The sequence below is a fragment of the Sphaerotilus uruguayifluvii genome, from assembly GCF_013294065.1.
Taxonomy (GTDB): Bacteria; Pseudomonadota; Gammaproteobacteria; order Burkholderiales; family Burkholderiaceae_C; genus Sphaerotilus; species Sphaerotilus uruguayifluvii.
The window spans coordinates 56,205-73,001 of sequence record NZ_JABSNM010000024.1; the positions used below are offsets into that span (position 1 = coordinate 56,205).

The 16,797-nt window shown below is 67.6% G+C and carries 14 protein-coding genes and 1 tRNA gene; all 15 read right to left on the reverse strand.

All coding sequences use genetic code 11. From position 1 onward, the window contains the following. Nucleotides 1-25: 25 nt before the first annotated feature. Nucleotides 26-805, reverse strand: coding sequence for a GGDEF domain-containing protein (locus HNQ01_RS19720; RefSeq protein ID WP_173807226.1), 780 nt, complete (start codon nucleotides 803-805; stop codon nucleotides 26-28). A 121-nt stretch (nucleotides 806-926) separates the two neighbouring features. Next, entirely contained in the window at nucleotides 927-1,907 is a 981-nt protein-coding gene (locus tag HNQ01_RS19725; protein WP_173807227.1) for a metal ABC transporter solute-binding protein, Zn/Mn family, read from the reverse strand. Beyond that, nucleotides 1,904-2,785, reverse strand: coding sequence for a metal ABC transporter permease (locus tag HNQ01_RS19730; protein WP_173807228.1), 882 nt, complete (start codon nucleotides 2,783-2,785; stop codon nucleotides 1,904-1,906). Before HNQ01_RS19730 ends, HNQ01_RS19725 begins: the two co-directional genes overlap by 4 nt. Next, nucleotides 2,782-3,471 carry a metal ABC transporter ATP-binding protein gene (locus HNQ01_RS19735; RefSeq protein WP_173807229.1) on the reverse strand — a complete coding sequence of 230 codons (690 nt, stop codon included), beginning with the start codon at nucleotides 3,469-3,471 and terminating at the stop codon, nucleotides 2,782-2,784. Before HNQ01_RS19735 ends, HNQ01_RS19730 begins: the two co-directional genes overlap by 4 nt. Before the next feature lie 82 nt (nucleotides 3,472-3,553). Further along, entirely contained in the window at nucleotides 3,554-4,072 is a 519-nt protein-coding gene (locus tag HNQ01_RS19740) for a Fur family transcriptional regulator (protein ID WP_173807230.1), read from the reverse strand. A 139-nt stretch (nucleotides 4,073-4,211) separates the two neighbouring features. Continuing rightward, complete coding sequence (rpoC, locus tag HNQ01_RS19745; RefSeq protein ID WP_173807231.1) at nucleotides 4,212-8,441, reverse strand: DNA-directed RNA polymerase subunit beta'; 4,230 nt, start codon at nucleotides 8,439-8,441, stop codon at nucleotides 4,212-4,214. Between the two features lie 22 nt (nucleotides 8,442-8,463). Next, a complete protein-coding gene (gene rpoB, locus HNQ01_RS19750; protein WP_173807232.1) occupies nucleotides 8,464-12,591 on the reverse strand; it encodes a DNA-directed RNA polymerase subunit beta in 4,128 nt (1,375 codons plus the stop codon). A 344-nt stretch (nucleotides 12,592-12,935) separates the two neighbouring features. After that, nucleotides 12,936-13,316, reverse strand: a complete 381-nt coding sequence (gene rplL / locus HNQ01_RS19755) for a 50S ribosomal protein L7/L12 (protein WP_173807233.1) — start codon at nucleotides 13,314-13,316, stop codon at nucleotides 12,936-12,938. A 54-nt stretch (nucleotides 13,317-13,370) separates the two neighbouring features. Beyond that, a complete protein-coding gene (gene rplJ / locus HNQ01_RS19760; RefSeq protein WP_149502227.1) occupies nucleotides 13,371-13,892 on the reverse strand; it encodes a 50S ribosomal protein L10 in 522 nt (173 codons plus the stop codon). Nucleotides 13,893-14,202: 310 nt separating this feature from the next. Continuing rightward, nucleotides 14,203-14,910: a 50S ribosomal protein L1 gene (gene rplA / locus HNQ01_RS19765; protein WP_173807234.1), complete on the reverse strand. Its 708-nt coding sequence runs from the start codon at nucleotides 14,908-14,910 to the stop codon at nucleotides 14,203-14,205. Between the two features lie 2 nt (nucleotides 14,911-14,912). Continuing rightward, nucleotides 14,913-15,347: a 50S ribosomal protein L11 gene (gene rplK, locus HNQ01_RS19770; protein WP_037481634.1), complete on the reverse strand. Its 435-nt coding sequence runs from the start codon at nucleotides 15,345-15,347 to the stop codon at nucleotides 14,913-14,915. Between the two features lie 110 nt (nucleotides 15,348-15,457). Continuing rightward, nucleotides 15,458-16,021 (reverse strand): transcription termination/antitermination protein NusG, encoded by a 564-nt coding sequence (gene nusG / locus HNQ01_RS19775; RefSeq protein WP_173807235.1) that lies wholly within the window; start codon nucleotides 16,019-16,021, stop codon nucleotides 15,458-15,460. A gap of 37 nt (nucleotides 16,022-16,058) precedes the next feature. Then, nucleotides 16,059-16,442: a preprotein translocase subunit SecE gene (gene secE / locus HNQ01_RS19780; protein WP_173807236.1), complete on the reverse strand. Its 384-nt coding sequence runs from the start codon at nucleotides 16,440-16,442 to the stop codon at nucleotides 16,059-16,061. A gap of 131 nt (nucleotides 16,443-16,573) precedes the next feature. Next, nucleotides 16,574-16,649, reverse strand: a tRNA-Trp gene (locus HNQ01_RS19785). A 16-nt stretch (nucleotides 16,650-16,665) separates the two neighbouring features. Next, a partial coding sequence (locus HNQ01_RS19790) for an EF-Tu C-terminal domain-related protein (RefSeq protein ID WP_473964405.1) occupies nucleotides 16,666-16,797 on the reverse strand: 132 nt, incomplete at its 5' end.

Genomic DNA, 16,797 nt, shown 5'->3' on the forward strand with positions numbered 1-16,797 from the left:
GATGGACATGAAGAAACGATGAGGCTCAGGGCGGTGCCGCGGCCACGACGCGGTCGCGCCCGTCGAGCTTGGCGCAGCGCAGCGCCTCGTCGGCACGCGCCAGCAGCTGCGGCAGCGTCGCGCGCTCCGGCTCCAGCACCGCCACGCCGATGCTGACCGTGACACTGGCCACCTCGCCGTCCGGCAGCACGATGCGCTGCTCCGGCACCGCATGGCGCAGCCGCTCGGCCACCGTCAGCGCCCCGGCCAGCGCGGTGCCGGACAGCAGCACCGCGAACTCCTCGCCGCCGTAGCGCCCGCACAGGTCGTGCAGCCGCAGCGGCCGGTGCACCAGCCCGGCCACCTCGGCCAGCACCTGGTCGCCGGCCGCCTCGCCGTGGCGCTGGTTGATCGCGGAGAGCCGGTCGATGTCGAGCAGCAGCAGCGACAGCGGCGTGCCGTGGCGCGCGGCCAGCGCGACCTCGCGCGAGGCACGCTCGAAGAAGTGGCGCCGGGTCAGCAGCCGGGTCAGCGGATCGCTCGGATCCAGGTCGAGCAGGCGCACGCGCTGGTGATCGAGCAGCGCCAGCATTTCGTAGATCAGCCGCGCCAGCCACGGCAGCATCAGCACCGGCACGAGCAGCGCCAGCGCGAACAGCCCCGCCGGCGACACGCCGATCGGCCCGGCCAGCACCGCCGCCAGCAGCGCCGCCGGCGGCAGGCAGGGCAGCAGCCCGAGCAGGCCCAGCCGCAGGCAGGCTCGCCACGGACGGTGCGCGAGCAGCCGGTGGCGCAGCTCGCGGATCAAGGGGGATTCGACGGACATGGCGGGACGACCCGGAACGGCAGGAGATGCCTTCGATATCGTCGGCCGCCGCACGCGCCTGAGCCGGAGGAACGGCCATGCGGATGTCCATCATCGCCACCGCCGGTCCGCGGCCGGCGCCTCAGCGCGGCGCCGGCTGGCCACGCAGGCCCGCCATCAGCGTCGCGACGTTGTGCGCCATCAGGCGCAGGTAGCTGCCCGCCGGACCGGAAGGGGCCGACAGCGCATCCGAGTACAGCGTGCCGCCGACGGTCGCGCCGGTCTCGCGGGCGATGCGCTCGACCAGGCGCGCGTCGGTCACGTTCTCGATGAAGACCGCCCTGACCTGCTGGCGGCGGATCTGGCGGATCAGCCGCGCGACATCGCCGGCCGAGGGCTCGCTGTCGGTGTTCCAGCCCTGCGCGGCGAGGAACTCGATGCCGTAGGCGGCGGCGAAGGCGGCGAAGGCGTCGTGCGTGGTCACCAGGCGGCGCTGCTCCGGCGCCAGCGTCGCGATCTCGGCGCGGATGCGCCGGTCCAGCGCGACCAGCTCGGCGTCGAAGGCGGCGGCACGCTGGCGCAGCGTCCCGGCCTCGGCCGGGCGGGCGGCGATCAGCGCGTCGCGGATGCGCGCGACATAGTGGCGCACATGGGCCGGGTCCTGCCAGGCATGCGGATCGGCCGGTGCCGCCGTCGGTGCCGGAGCGCGCCGCGGCAGCCCGTCGGTGCAGGTCAGCACCGGGCCGCGGTAGCCGGCCGAGCCGATCAGCCGGGTCATCCAGCCCTCGAAGCCCAGGCCGTTGACGACCACCAGATCGGCCTGCGCCAGCCGGCGCACGTCGGCCGGCGCGGGCTGGAAGACATGCGCATCGGCATCCGGCCCGACCAGCGCCGTCACCTCGGCCAGCGGCCCGGCGACCTGCGCGACCAGATCGGCCAGGATCGAGAAGCTGGCGACCACCCGCAGCGGCCGCGCCGATGCCGCACCGGCAGCACCCGCCGCACCGGCGCCGAGCAGCGCGGCGAGCCCGGCGGCGCGGCGCAGCCAGCGGCGGCGGCCGCCATCGCCCTCGGCGGCCCTCAGGAGCGGGTCGGAGACAGCAGGAACATCGTTCGGGATCATGCGAGGGAGCGTCGCGAGGAGCGCCGCAGCAGGCCGTCATGGCGGCCGAACAGCAGCGACAGCAGGTAGAAGCCGCCGGCCACCAGCACGATGGCCGGCCCCGACGGCAGGTCGGCGTGAAAGGACAGCAGCAGCCCGGCCCAGCCCGACAGCACCGCCATCAGCGTGGCCAGCAGCGCCAGCCGGTCGAGCTCGCGCGCCCAGAAGCGCGCGGCGATGGCCGGCACCATCATCAGGCCGACCGCCATCAGCGTGCCCATGGCCTGGAAGCCGCCGACCAGATTGGCCACCGTCAGCACCAGCAGCACGCCGTGGCTGAGCGCGCCGGGCCCGCCCACCGAGGCGAGAAAGCCGGCATCGAAGCTCTCGACCACCAGCGGCCGGTACAGCAGCGCCAGCAGCATCAGCGTCACGCTGGCGATCGTGGCCACCAGCAGCAGCGCCGCGTCGTCGACCGCCAGCACGCTGCCGAACAGCACATGGATCAGGTCGACGCTGCTGCCGCGCATCGAGATCAGCAGCACGCCCAGCGCCAGCGCGATCAGGTAGAAGGCGGCGAAGCTGGCGTCCTCGCGCTGGTGGGTGCGCCGGGTGACGGCGCCGGCCAGCAGCGCCACCGCCAGCGCCGCGACGAAGCCGCCGGCGCTCATCGCCGTGACCGACAGCCCGGCGATCATGTAGCCGACCGCCGCACCCGGCAGCAGCGCATGCGCCATCGCGTCGCCGAGCAGGCTCATGCGGCGCAGCACCAGCAGGCAGCCCAGCGGCGCCGCGCCCATCGACAGTGCCACCACCGCGACCAGCGCGCGGCGCATGAAGCCGAACTCGACGAAGGGCGAGAACAGCAGCGACTGCAGCGTGTCGAGCAGATCCGTCATGCGAGGCAGGGGGCCGCCGCCGCGTCGAGCAGCTCGGCGGTGTCGCCCCAGGCCCAGCCGCCGCGGCCGTCCAGGCTCAGCAGGCGGTCGGCGTGCGCCCGCACGCGGGCCTGGTCATGCAGCACCGCGACCACCGCGCGCCCCTGGCCGCACCAGCGCCGCACCAGCGCCAGCAGGTCGGCGGTGGTGGTCTCGTCGACCGCGTTGAAGGGCTCGTCGAGCAGGATCAGGTCGGCGTCCTGCAGCAGCAGCCGCGCGAACAGCACGCGCTGGAACTGGCCGACCGACAGGTCCGAGATCGGCCGGCGCGCGCAGCCGGCCAGGCCGACGGTGTCCAGCGCCGCATCGACCTCGCGGCGCAGGCCGCCGCCCAGCGCCTTCCACAGCCCGATGCGCGACCAGGCGCCGAGCGCGACGACGTCGCCGACGCGGATCGGGAAGCTGCGGTCCAGCGCCGACTGCTGCGGCAGATGCGCCAGGCGCAGGCCCGCCGCGCGCACGATGCGACCGCCGCACGGCGGGCGGTGTCCGGCCAGCGCCTCGACCAGCGTGCTCTTGCCGGCGCCGTTCGGCCCGACCACCGCGGTCAGCGTGCCGCGCGTCAGCGTGCCGCTCAGCGCACGCACCACCTCGCGGCCGCCGCGCTCGAGCGTCAGCGACTGCAGCTCCAGCAGCGCCGCCGGCATCAGGCCAGCGCCCAGCCCACCGCCGCCCAAAGCAGCAGCACCAGCACGCCCGCGCCCGCACAGCGGCTCAGCGCCGAGGCCATCAGCACCGGGGGCTCCGGCAGACAGGCGCAGACGCGGCATCGGCAGGACAGGATTCGTCGGCATCGGCGGTCTCGTGATCGGCGGCAGGGGAGGCGCTGGCGCAGTCGGCACACAGGCCGTGCAGCGTCAGGTCATGGCGCTGCACCCGGAAGCCCGGCGGCGCCAGTTCGTCCATCGCGCCCGGGCAGGCGTGGATCGGGAAGACCCGGCCGCAGGCGGTGCAATGGAAATGATGGTGATGATGGTCCTCGCCCCCGGCCGCGCGCGCATGGCCGCAGACCGCCTCGTAGCGGGCCGACTGGCCCGGCAGGTCGACGCGCACCACCTCGCCGGTCTCGAGCATCGCGCCGAGCTGGCGGTAGACGGTCGACAGGTTCAGCGTCGGCACCACGCGCTGGCCGAGCTCGCACAGCTCGGCCGGCGACAGCGCGCGCGCGCTGTCGTGCAGCGCCTGCATCAGCGCGTCGCGCTGGCGGGTCTGGCGTTCGCGGCCGGGCGTGGAGAGGGACGGGGGCATGCCCGGATGCTAATGCAAAAGCATTTGCAACAGCAAGCCCAAAAGCAAGACCCCGGAGCGCACAGGGCGCTCCGGGGTCTTGCGGGCCGGGCTCCCGCCCGGTCTTCCGGGCAGGATCAGGCGATCCAGGCGTTCAGGCTCAGCCTTGCGAGGACAGGTCGCCGTCGGGCAGCGCACCGGCCGCCTCGTCGACCGCAGCCAGCGCGTCCTGCGCTTCCTGCAGCGCGATCGCGCGGCGCTCGGTCTCGTCCATTTCCTCCTTGGCCTTGCGGGCCTGGTGGTAGGCGAGACCGGTGCCGGCCGGGATCAGTCGGCCGACGATGACGTTTTCCTTCAGGCCGCGCAGCTCGTCGCGCTTGCCCATGATCGCCGCCTCGGTCAGCACGCGGGTCGTTTCCTGGAAGGACGCGGCCGAGATGAACGAGTCGGTCGACAGCGACGCCTTCGTGATGCCCAGCAGCACGTCGGAGTAGGTCGCCGGCAGCTTGCCGTCCTTGCGCATCAGGTCGTTGGTGTCGAACAGCTCCGAGCGCTCGACCTGCTCGCCGACGATGTAGTGCGTGTCGCCCGAGTTCGTGATCTGCACGCGACGCAGCATCTGGCGAACGATCACCTCGATGTGCTTGTCGTTGATCTTCACGCCCTGCAGACGGTAGACGTCCTGCACTTCGTCGACGATGTAGCGTGCCAGCTCCTCGACGCCCAGCAGGCGCAGGATGTCCTGCGGATCGGCCGGACCGTCGACGATCGACTCGCCCTTGTTGACCACCTGGCCTTCGTGCACGAGGATGTTCTTTTCCTTCGGCACGAGTTCCTCGTAGACGCGACCTTCCGGATCGGTGATCTGCAGACGCACCTTGCCCTTGGTCTCCTTGCCGAACGACACCGTGCCGGTGATCTCGGCCAGGATGCCCTTGTCCTTCGGCGAGCGCGCCTCGAACAGCTCGGCCACCCGCGGCAGACCGCCGGTGATGTCGCGGGTCTTCTGGCCTTCGACCGGGATGCGCGCCAGCACTTCGCCGGGCATCACGTCCTGGCCGTCGCGGACCTGGATCAGCGCGCCGATGGGGAAGCCGATCGTCACCGAGTGGTCGGTGCCGGGGATCTTCACTTCCTGGCCGGCGAAGTCCAGCAGCTTGACCTGCGGGCGCACCACCTTGGCCGAGCCGCGGCGCTTCGGGTCGATGACCACCAGCGTCGACAGACCGGTCACCTCGTCCACCTGCTTCGCCACGGTCACGCCTTCCTCGACGTTCTCGAAGCGCATCTTGCCGGCGAACTCGGTGATGATCGGGCGGGTCAGCGGATCCCAGTTGCCCAGGATCGTGCCGGCCTTGATGGTCTGGTCGGCCTTGACGTTCAGCGTCGCGCCGTACGGCACCTTGTGGCGCTCGCGCTCGCGGCCGTGCGGGTCGGTGATGACGATCTCGCCGGAACGGGAGATCACCACGAGCTCGCCCTTGCCGTTCGTGACGTAGCGCATCGTGCTGTTGAAGCCGATGATGCCGTCCGACTTGGCTTCGACGCTCGAGGCCACCGCCGCACGCGACGCCGCGCCGCCGATGTGGAAGGTCCGCATCGTCAGCTGGGTGCCGGGTTCGCCGATCGACTGCGCCGCGATGACGCCGATGGCCTCGCCCTGGTTGACCAGGCCGCCGCGGCCGAGGTCGCGGCCGTAGCACTTCGCGCAGATGCCGTAGCGGGTGTCGCAGGTCAGGGTCGTGCGGACCTTGACCTCGTCGACGCCGGCGGCTTCCAGCACGTCCATCGCGTCCTCGTCGAGCATCCGGCCCTTGGTCACCAGGACTTCCTGGGTTTCCGGGTGGATCACGTCGATGGCGGTCACGCGGCCGAGGATACGGTCGCGCAGCGATTCGATCACTTCACCGCCTTCGACCAGCGCACGCATCGCCAGGCCGTTCTCGGTGCCGCAGTCGTCCTCGATGACCACCAGATCCTGGGTCACGTCGACGAGACGGCGGGTCAGGTAGCCCGAGTTCGCGGTCTTCAGCGCCGTGTCCGCCAGGCCCTTGCGGGCACCGTGGGTGGAGATGAAGTACTGCAGGACGTTCAGGCCTTCGCGGAAGTTCGCCGTGATCGGCGTCTCGATGATCGAGCCGTCCGGCTTGGCCATCAGGCCGCGCATGCCGGCGAGCTGGCGGATCTGGGCGGCGGAACCCCGCGCGCCCGAGTCGGCCATCATGTAGATGGAGTTGAACGACTCCTGATCCACTTCCTTGCCATGGCGATCGATGACCTTCTGCTTGGACAGCTGGCTCATCATCACCTTGCCGACCTCGTCACCGGTCTTGCCCCAGATGTCGACGACCTTGTTGTAGCGCTCGCCCGCGGTCACGAGACCCGAGACGTACTGCTGCTCGATCTCCTTGACCTCGTTCTCGGCCTTCTCGATCAGCTCGTACTTCTGGCGCGGCACCAGCATGTCGTCGATGGCGATCGAGATGCCGGCGCGGGTGGCCAGACGGAAGCCGCTCTGCAGCAGCTTGTCCGCGAAGACCACCGTGTCCTTCAGGCCGCACTTGCGGAACGAGGTGTTGATCAGGCGCGAGATCTCCTTCTTCTTCAGCGCCTTGTTCAGGTTGCTGAACGGCAGGCCGCGCGGAAGGATCTCGGAGAGCAGCGCACGCCCGACGGTGGTGGCCACGAGCTTGGTCTCGGGCACCCATTCGTCGGTGGTCTTGTCCTTGACGTACTCGGTCAGGCGCACGTTGATGCGGGCGGTCAGCTCGACGACGCCGTTGTCCAGCGCGCGCAGCACTTCGCCGACATCGGAGAAGACCATGCCTTCGCCCTTGCCGTTGATGCGCTCGCGGGTGGCGTAGTACAGGCCCAGCACCACGTCCTGCGACGGCACGATCGACGGCTCGCCCGAGGCCGGGAACAGCACGTTGTTCGACGCCAGCATCAGGGCGCGCGCTTCCATCTGCGCCTCGATCGACAGCGGCACGTGCACGGCCATCTGGTCACCGTCGAAGTCGGCGTTGAAGGCCGAGCAGACGAGCGGATGCAGCTGGATCGCCTTGCCTTCGATCAGCACCGGCTCGAAGGCCTGGATGCCCAGGCGGTGCAGCGTCGGCGCCCGGTTCAGCATGATCGGGTGTTCCTTGATGACTTCCTCAAGGATGTCCCAGACCACCGGCGTGCCCGATTCCACTTCCTTCTTCGCCTGCTTGATCGTGGAGGCGATGCCCATCGCTTCCAGACGGCTGAAGATGAAGGGCTTGAACAGCTCCAGCGCCATCAGCTTGGGCAGACCGCACTGGTGCAGCTTGAGCGTCGGACCCACGGTGATGACCGAACGACCCGAGTAGTCGACGCGCTTGCCCAGCAGGTTCTGGCGGAAGCGGCCCGACTTGCCCTTGATCATGTCGGCCAGGGACTTCAGCGCGCGCTTGTTCGCGCCCGTCATCGCCTTGCCGCGGCGGCCGTTGTCCAGCAGGCTGTCGACCGCCTCCTGCAGCATGCGCTTCTCGTTGCGCACGATGATCTCCGGCGCCTTCAGCTCGAGCAGGCGAGCCAGACGGTTGTTCCGGTTGATGACGCGGCGGTACAGGTCGTTCAGGTCGGAGGTCGCGAAGCGGCCGCCGTCCAGCGGCACCAGCGGACGCAGGTCCGGCGGCAGCACCGGCAGGACCTCCATGATCATCCAGTGCGGCTTGATGCCCGACTTCTTGAAGGCCTCCATCACCTTCAGGCGCTTGGAGTTCTTCTTGACCTTCAGCTCGGAGCCGGTCATGTCGCCGCGCAGGCGCTCGATCTCGACGTCGAGGTCCATCTCCTCGAGCAGCTGCTTGATGCCCTCGGCACCCATCAGCGCGACGAACTCGTCGCCGTACTCGCGGCGCTTCGCGTCGTAGTCGTCCTCGCTCATGATCGAGAACTTCTTCAGCGGCGTCATGCCCGGATCGACGACGACGTAGGCCTCGAAGTACAGCACGCGCTCGATGTCGCGCAGCGTCATGTCGAGCACCAGGCCCAGACGCGACGGCAGCGACTTCAGGAACCAGATGTGCGCGCACGGCGCCGCCAGGTCGATGTGACCCATGCGGTCACGGCGGACCTTGGTCTGCGTGACTTCGACGCCGCACTTCTCGCAGATCACGCCGCGATGCTTCAGGCGCTTGTACTTGCCGCACAGGCACTCGTAGTCCTTGATCGGGCCGAAGATCTTGGCGCAGAACAGGCCGTCACGCTCCGGCTTGAAGGTGCGGTAGTTGATCGTCTCGGGCTTCTTCACCTCGCCGAACGACCACGAGCGGATCTTCTCGGGCGAGGCCAGCCCGATGCGGATCGCGTCGAAGTGTTCGTCGGGCGTGAACTGCTTGAAAAGGTCGAGTAGTCCCTTCATGCCTTAACTCCTTGTCCGTCCTTTAGTTGCGCTCGAGCTCGATGTCGATGCCGAGCGAACGGATTTCCTTGACCAGCACGTTGAACGATTCCGGCATGCCGGCGTCGATCGAGTGCTCGCCCTTGACGATGTTCTCGTAGACCTTGGTGCGGCCGTTCACGTCATCGGACTTCACGGTCAGCATTTCCTGCAGCACATACGCTGCGCCATAGGCCTCCAGCGCCCACACTTCCATTTCACCGAAGCGCTGGCCGCCGAACTGCGCCTTGCCGCCCAGCGGCTGCTGGGTGACGAGCGAGTACGGACCCGTGGAGCGGGCGTGCATCTTGTCGTCGACCAGGTGGTGCAGCTTCAGCACGTGCATGTAGCCCACGGTGGTCGGGCGCTCGAAGCGCTCGCCGGTGCGGCCGTCATGCAGGTAGGCCTGGGTGCGCGACGCGGTCAGGCCCTTGCGCTCGGCGATGTCGTCCGGATAGGCCAGCTTGAGCATCGCGCGGATCTCCTCTTCCTTCGCGCCGTCGAAGACGGGGGTCGCGAACGGCACGCCGTTGGAGAGGTTGCGCGCCATCGAGACGATCTCGCCGTCCGACAGCTGCTCGAGCTCGACCGGCCGGCCGCCGGTCTGGTTGTAGACCTGGTCCAGGAACTGGCGCAGCTCGGCCACCGCGGCTTCCTGCTGCAGCAGGTTGCCGATGCGCTGGCCGATGCCCTTGCCCGCCCAGCCCAGGTGCACTTCCAGCACCTGGCCGACGTTCATCCGCGAGGGCACGCCCAGCGGGTTCAGCACGATGTCGGCAGGCGTGCCGTCGGCCATGTAGGGCATGTCCTCGATCGGAACGATCTTCGACACGACACCCTTGTTGCCGTGACGGCCGGCCATCTTGTCGCCAGGCTGCAGGCGGCGCTTGACGGCCAGGTAGACCTTGACCATCTTCAGCACGCCGGCGGGCAGCTCGTCGCCCTGCGTGAGCTTCTTGCGCTTCTCTTCGAACAGCAGGTCGAAGCTGTGGCGCGTCTGCTCCAGCGAGTTCTTGATCGACTCGAGCTGGTTGGCGACCTCGTCCTCGGCGGGACGGATGTCGAACCAGTGGTACTTCTCGACGTCGGTCAGGTAGGCCTTGTCGATGACCGTGCCCTTGACGATCTTGCGCGGGCCGCCGTTGGCGACACGGCCGGTCAGCAGCTTCTCGATCCGGTCGAAGGCGTCGGCCTCGACGATGCGCAGCTGGTCGTTCAGGTCCAGGCGGAAGCGCTTGAGTTCATCGTCGATGATCTGCTGGGCGCGCTTGTCGCGCTGGATGCCTTCGCGGGTGAAGACCTGCACGTCGATGACGGTGCCGGAGGTGCCCTGGTCGACGCGCAGCGAGGTGTCCTTCACGTCGGACGCCTTCTCGCCGAAGATCGCGCGCAGCAGCTTCTCTTCCGGGGTCAGCGTGGTCTCGCCCTTCGGCGTGACCTTGCCCACCAGCACGTCGCCGGGGCTGACCTCGGCGCCGATGTAGACGATGCCGGACTCGTCCAGGCGAGCCAGCTGCTGCTCGGACAGGTTCGGGATGTCGCGGGTGATGTCCTCGGGGCCCAGCTTGGTGTCGCGGGCCATGACCACCAGCTCCTCGATGTGGATCGAGGTGTAGCGGTCCTCGGCGACCACGCGCTCCGAGATGAGGATCGAGTCCTCGAAGTTGTAGCCGTTCCAGGGCATGAACGCGACGAGCATGTTCTGACCCAGGGCCAGTTCGCCCAGGTCGGTCGATGCACCGTCGGCGATCACGTCGCCCGAACCCACCACGTCGCCGCGATTGACGATCGCGCGCTGGTGGATGTTCGTGTTCTGGTTGGAACGGTGGTACTTGATCAGGTTGTAGATGTCGACGCCGACTTCACCGGCGACCGTCTCGGCGTCGTTGACGCGGATGACGATGCGGTTGGTGTCGACGTAGTCCACGATGCCACCGCGGCGGGCGGTCACGACGGTGCCCGAGTCGACCGCGGCGACGCGCTCGACGCCGGTGCCGACCAGCGCCTTCTCGGGGCGCAGGGTCGGGACGGCCTGACGCTGCATGTTGGCGCCCATCAGCGCGCGGTTCGCGTCATCGTGCTCCAGGAAGGGCACCAGCGAGGCCGCGACCGAGACGATCTGCGTCGGCGCCACGTCCATGTACTGGACACGCTCCGGCGAGACGAACATCGATTCGCCCTTCTCGCGCGCCGAGACCAGCTCGTCGGACAGGCGGTTGTTCTCGTCCAGGCTCGCGTTGGCCTGGGCGATGACGTACTTGCCTTCCTCGATCGCCGACAGGTAGTCGATCTGGGCGGTGGCGACACCGTCCTTCACGCGGCGGTACGGCGTCTCCAGGAAGCCGTACTCGTTCAGGCGCGCGAACAGCGCCAGCGAGTTGATCAGACCGATGTTCGGACCTTCCGGGGTCTCGATCGGGCAGACGCGGCCGTAGTGGGTGACGTGCACGTCGCGCACCTCGAAGCCGGCGCGCTCGCGGGTCAGACCGCCCGGGCCCAGCGCGGAGACACGACGCTTGTGCGTGATCTCCGACAGCGGGTTGGTCTGGTCCATGAACTGCGACAGCTGCGACGCACCGAAGAACTCCTTCAGCGCCGCGGAGATCGGCTTGGAGTTGATCAGGTCGTGCGGCATCAGGGCTTCGGTCTCGGCCTGGCCCAGACGCTCCTTGACGGCCTTCTCGATGCGGGCGAGGCCCGAGCGGTACTGGTTCTCGGCCAGTTCGCCCACGCAGCGCACGCGGCGGTTGCCCAGGTGGTCGATGTCGTCGACCTCGCCGTTGCCGTTGCGCAGATCCACCAGGATCTTGACCACGTCGAGGATGTCCTCGTTGGTCAGCGTCATCGGACCTTCGGCGCCGTCGCGGTTGACGCGGGCGTTGAACTTCATGCGGCCGACGCGCGACAGGTCGTAGGTGTCGGCCGAGTAGAACAGGCGATGGAACAGCGCCTCGACGGCGTCTTCCGTCGGCGGCTCGCCGGGGCGCATCATGCGGTAGATGGCCACGCGGGCGGCGAACTGGTCGGCCGTCTCGTCGGTCGCCAGCGTCTGGCTGATGTACGGACCCTGGCTGAGCTCGTTGGTGAACAGGCACTGCAGCTCGCGGATGCCCGCGGCGCGCAGCTTCTTCAGCAGCGACTCGGTGACCTCGTCGTTGGCCTTGGCCACGATCTCGCCGGTGTCCGGGTCGACCATGTTGCGCGCGACGACGCGACCCACCAGGAAGTCTTCCGGCACGCTGATGAACTGCGTGCCCGAGCTGTCGAGCTGGCGGATGTGCTTGGCGGTGATGCGCTTGTCCTTCTCGACCACCACCGTACCGTTCTTGTCGGTGATGTCGAAGCGCGCGACCTCGCCCTTCAGGCGCTCGGCGACGAATTCCAGCTGCGCGCCGGAATCCATCAGGCGGAAATTGTCGAACTTGAAGAAGTTCGCCAGGATCTGCTCAGGGTTCAGGCCGATCGCCTTGAGCAGGATCGTCACCGGCATCTTGCGGCGACGGTCGACGCGGAAGTAGAGGATGTCCTTCGGATCGAACTCGAAGTCCAGCCACGAGCCGCGGTACGGAATGATCCGCGCCGAGAACAGCAGCTTGCCCGACGAGTGGGTCTTGCCCTTGTCGTGCTCGAAGAACACGCCCGGAGAGCGGTGCAGCTGGCTGACGATGACACGCTCGGTGCCGTTGACGATGAAGGAGCCGTAGTCGGTCATGAGCGGCACTTCGCCCATGTAGACTTCCTGCTCCTTGATCTCCTTGACGACCTTGGACTGCGCGGTCGAGGCCTCGCGGTCGTAGATCACCATCTGCAGACGTGCACGCACCGCCGCCGCGAAGGTCAGGCCGCGCTGCTGGCACTCCCGCACGTCGAACGGAGGCTTGGCGATGTTGAATTCGAGGAACTTCATTTCCACGAACCCGTTGTGCGAGACGATCGGGAACGCGGAAAGGAATGCAGCCTGCAGACCTTCGGGCTTGCGCTTCTGCGGGGGGACGTCCTTCTGCAGGAAAGCGACGTAGCTGTCCTTCTGCATCGTCAGCAGATAGGGAACGTTCAGCACGCTCGCGCGCTTGCCGAAGCTCTTGCGGATCCGCTTGCGCTCGGTGTAGCTGTAGGGGGTTGCTTGCGCCATCAATCACTCCGTGTCGACACCCACCGCCGGGCCAGGGCAGCGGTTCGTTCGGCCGAGGAAAATCGGGACGACTGGCACCAGGCCTTGCGCCTGAAGCTTGGTGGCTGGCCACTACCAGCCGCTGGCGGACAACCGGTGCGTTGCACACCGGCCCGACCAAACCTGTTCTCCGCAGTCGGATCAGAGAACACTTGAAAAAGCCTTCCAGGGTAACGCGGAAGACGCTTTCAGGTGCAGACTGCCCGGAAAGACCCTGAGCCGAAAAAAATCAAGCACGAAAAGGCTGGCCCTTGTCGGACCAGCCTTCTCGGCGAATCGGATTGCGCCGGCAAGCGCAGTCCGGATTACTTGAGCTCGGCCTTGGCGCCAGCTTCGACCAGCTTCTTGACGGCGGCTTCGGCGTCGGCCTTGGCGATGCCTTCCTTGACGTTCTTCGGGGCGCCGTCGACCATGTCCTTGGCTTCCTTCAGGCCCAGACCGGTCAGTTCGCGCACGGCCTTGATGACGGACACCTTGTTGGCGCCGGCTTCCAGCAGGACGACGTTGAATTCGGTCTTCTCTTCAGCGGCCGGGGCAGCAGCGCCACCAGCAGCGCCGCCGCCGGCGACGGCGACAGCAGCGGCGGACACGCCGAACTTCTCTTCAACGGCCTTGACCAGGTCGTTCAGTTCCAGGACGGTCATCGTGTCCAGGGCAGCCAGGAAAGCGTCTTTGTCGAATGCCATGATGGGCTCCTAATACTTGAATGCAGTGAATGCGAGAGAACAGATCGTCGGGAATCAGGCGGCAGCTTCGGCAGCCGGCGCTTCGGCGCCGCCGCCCTTCTGCTTGGCCACTTCCGCGATGACGCGAGCCAGACCGGAGATCGGCGTCTGCAGCAGACCCAGCAGCTGGGCCAGCAGGACTTCCTTGCTCGGGACGTTGGCCAGGGCCTTGACTTCGTTGGCGTCAAGGGCCTTGCCACCGTAGGCGCCACCCTTGATGACCAGCTTGTCGTTGGTCTTCGAGAAGTCGGCGACCACCTTGGCGGCGGCGACGGCGTCTTCGGAGAAGCCGTAGATCAGCGGACCGACGAACTGGGCTTCGGCCGCCTCGAACGGGGTGCCGGCGACAGCACGGCGAGCCAGCGTGTTCTTCAGAACGTGAAGATACACACCCTTCTCGCGCGCCTGCTTGCGCAGCGCATCCGTTTGAGCGACGGTGAGGCCACGGTACTCGGCCAGCACGAGCGTCTGGGACTTGCCAGCCTGCGCCGACACTTCCTCGACAACGGCTGCTTTCTCGTTGCGATTGAGACTCAAGGTCTACTCCTTCAAACGCGACCCTCGGGCAAGCCCTCGGATCGCACCTCATTGCAGCGACCTGGCCGTTCAGGAGCCCGGCACCACCCCGGAGGGCGACGACGGACGGAACTTCACGGCGGGTACGCCATCTGCGCTGGCCGACGGCCGGGACGGATCCCGGCAGCCGATTAAGCGGCTTGGCGCCAGCGGTCTTGGATGACCTGCACCGCATCGCTGCGGTGCAGCCCACCAAATTCGGGACGGCGATGCCGCCAGACTCGCGACATCACCGGAGGCCACGAGGGCCTCTGGAATCCTCTCGGGCCGATCAGGCCGCGGCGGAAGCGTTGATGCTGCCGACGTCGACGCGGACACCCACGCCCATGGTCGACGACACCGCCACCTTGCGCAGGTAGACGCCCTTGCTCGAGGCCGGCTTGGCCTTGTTCAGGGCTTCCAGCAGCGCCTGCAGGTTGCCGCGCAGCTTCTCGTTGTCGAACGAGCGACGGCCGATCGTGCCGTGGATGATGCCGGCCTTGTCGACGCGGAACTGGACCTGGCCAGCCTTGGCGTTCTTGACGGCGGTGACGACGTCCGGGGTCACGGTGCCGACCTTCGGGTTCGGCATCAGGCCGCGCGGGCCCAGGATCTGGCCCAGCTGACCGACCACGCGCATCGCGTCCGGCGAGGCGATGACCACGTCGAAGTTGATGTTGCCGGCCTTGACCTCGGCGGCCAGGTCGTCCATGCCGACCACGTCAGCACCGGCGGCCTTGGCTTCCTCGGCCTTGGCGCCTTGCGTGAACACGGCGACGCGCTTGGTCTTGCCGGTGCCGTTGGGCATCACGACCGCACCGCGAACGACCTGGTCCGACTTCTTCGCGTCGACGCCGAGCTGGACAGCCACGTCGATGGATTCGTCGAACTTGGCCACGGCGCACTCCTTCAGGAGCGACAGCGCGTCGTCGATGCCGTACAGCTTGGTCGTCTCGACCTTGCCTTGCTGTGCCTTCTGGCGCTTCGTCAGCTTTGCCATGATCAGAGACCTTCCACGTTGATGCCCATCGAGCGGGCCGAGCCGGCGATGGTCTTGACTGCGGCATCCAGGTTGGCGGCCGTCAGATCCTTGACCTTGATCTTCGCGATCTCTTCGAGCTGCGCACGGGTCAGCTTGCCGACCTTCTCGACGTGCGGGCGCGACGAGCCACGCTCGATCTTCGCGGCCTTCTTCAGCAGCGCCGTCGCCGGCGGGCTCTTGATGATGAAGGTGAAGGACTTGTCGGCGAAGGCGGTGATCACCACCGGCAGCTTCATGCCCGGCTCGAAGCCCTGCTGGGTCTGCGCGTTGAACGCCTTGCAGAACTCCATGATGTTCAGGCCACGCTGGCCGAGCGCGGGACCGATCGGGGGCGAAGGATTGGCCTTGCCCGCCGGAACTTGCAGCTTGATGAAGCCGACGATCTTCTTTGCCATGATGGCTCCTCGAGTTCTAGCGCCCGCCTTGCGGCAGGCTCCTCGTCACTGGGTTGAAGCGGACCCGCGCAGGCGCGGCATCCGCGACGGATGTGTCCGTGCCTCTCGGCTCAGACCTTCTCGACCTGATGGAAGTCGAGTTCCACAGGCGTCGCACGACCGAAGATCGTGACCGACACCCGCAGCTTGTTCTTGTCGTAGTTGACTTCCTCGATGACGCCGTTGAAGTCGGTGAACGGGCCGTCCTTGACGCGGACGACCTCGCCCACTTCCCACTCGACCTTGGGCCGCGGCTTCTCGATGCCTTCCTGCATCTGGCTGACGATCTTCATGACCTCGTCTTCCGAGATGGGCACCGGGCGGTTCTTGGCACCGCCGACGAAGCCGGTCACCTTGCTGGTGTTCTTGACCAGATGCCAGGACTCGTCGTCCATGACCATCTCGACCAGCACGTAGCCGGGGAAGAAGCGACGCTCGGTCACGGCCTTCTTGCCGTTGCGCATCTCGACCACTTCCTCGGTCGGGACCAGGATGCGGCCGAACTTGGCCTGCATGCCCGAGCGCTCGATGCGTTCGCGCAGGTTGCGCTCCACCGCCTTCTCCATGCCGGAGTAGGCATGGACCACGTACCAGCGCATCGGCGTGGCCGCGGGGGGAGTCGTGATGTCGCTCATCTTGTAGTCACCTTGCTCGCCAATGCGTCGGGAGGATTCAACGCTTCCAGCCCAGGATCAGGTCGTACAGGACCCACTCGAGGGTCTTGTCCGTGAACCACAGGAACAGCGCCATCACCACGACGAAGGCGAAGACATAACCGGTCATCTGGCCGGCCTCCTTGCGGGTCGGCCAGACCACCTTCTGGAATTCGCGCACCGACTCGCGGCCGTACGCGATCAGCGCCTTGCCCTGCTCGGACGTGAAGAACACGGCGACCGCCCCACCCAGCAGAACCAGCAGCGCAGCCCACTGCGCCAGCGCGCCCTGCGCAGCCAGCAGGTAGAAGGCCACCAGACCGCCCAGCAGCAGCAGCGACGCGGCGATCAGCCGCGACTTGTCGGCCTGGGTGGTCACGGTTTCGACTTGGGGAGTGGTCATCACGTTCACTTTGTCCTCGGCACGGAAACGACCGGGACCCATGAGCAGGAAAGCCCGCCGGGGCGTCGACACGTCCCGCGGGCTGGAAGCCAGGCTTTTTGGACCGTTCGCCGTTCAGCAGCGTCCGGCAGTGGCAGGGGCAGAGGGAATCGAACCCCCAACCTTCGGTTTTGGAGACCGACGCTCTGCCAATTGAGCTATACCCCTGCAGCCTGACTCAGTCTTAAGCGATGATCTTGGCAACCACGCCGGCGCCGACAGTGCGGCCGCCTTCACGGATGGCGAAGCGCAGGCCTTCTTCCATGGCGATCGGGGCGATCAGCTTGACTTCGATCGACACGTTGTCGCCCGGCAT

Coding starts and splice junctions, on each gene's coding strand:
- secE (WP_173807236.1), bottom strand. CDS start 16,442: ATGACCACTCCCCAAGTCGAAACCGTGACCACCCAGGCCGACAAGTCG.
- rplA (WP_173807234.1), bottom strand. CDS start 14,910: ATGGCAAAGCTGACGAAGCGCCAGAAGGCACAGCAAGGCAAGGTCGAG.
- HNQ01_RS19740 (WP_173807230.1), bottom strand. CDS start 4,072: ATGCCCCCGTCCCTCTCCACGCCCGGCCGCGAACGCCAGACCCGCCAG.
- HNQ01_RS19725 (WP_173807227.1), bottom strand. CDS start 1,907: ATGATCCCGAACGATGTTCCTGCTGTCTCCGACCCGCTCCTGAGGGCC.
- HNQ01_RS19720 (WP_173807226.1), bottom strand. CDS start 805: ATGTCCGTCGAATCCCCCTTGATCCGCGAGCTGCGCCACCGGCTGCTC.
- rplK (WP_037481634.1), bottom strand. CDS start 15,347: ATGGCAAAGAAGATCGTCGGCTTCATCAAGCTGCAAGTTCCGGCGGGC.
- rpoB (WP_173807232.1), bottom strand. CDS start 12,591: ATGGCGCAAGCAACCCCCTACAGCTACACCGAGCGCAAGCGGATCCGC.
- HNQ01_RS19735 (WP_173807229.1), bottom strand. CDS start 3,471: ATGCCGGCGGCGCTGCTGGAGCTGCAGTCGCTGACGCTCGAGCGCGGC.
- HNQ01_RS19730 (WP_173807228.1), bottom strand. CDS start 2,785: ATGACGGATCTGCTCGACACGCTGCAGTCGCTGCTGTTCTCGCCCTTC.
- nusG (WP_173807235.1), bottom strand. CDS start 16,021: ATGAGCGACATCACGACTCCCCCCGCGGCCACGCCGATGCGCTGGTAC.
- rpoC (WP_173807231.1), bottom strand. CDS start 8,441: ATGAAGGGACTACTCGACCTTTTCAAGCAGTTCACGCCCGACGAACAC.
- rplL (WP_173807233.1), bottom strand. CDS start 13,316: ATGGCATTCGACAAAGACGCTTTCCTGGCTGCCCTGGACACGATGACC.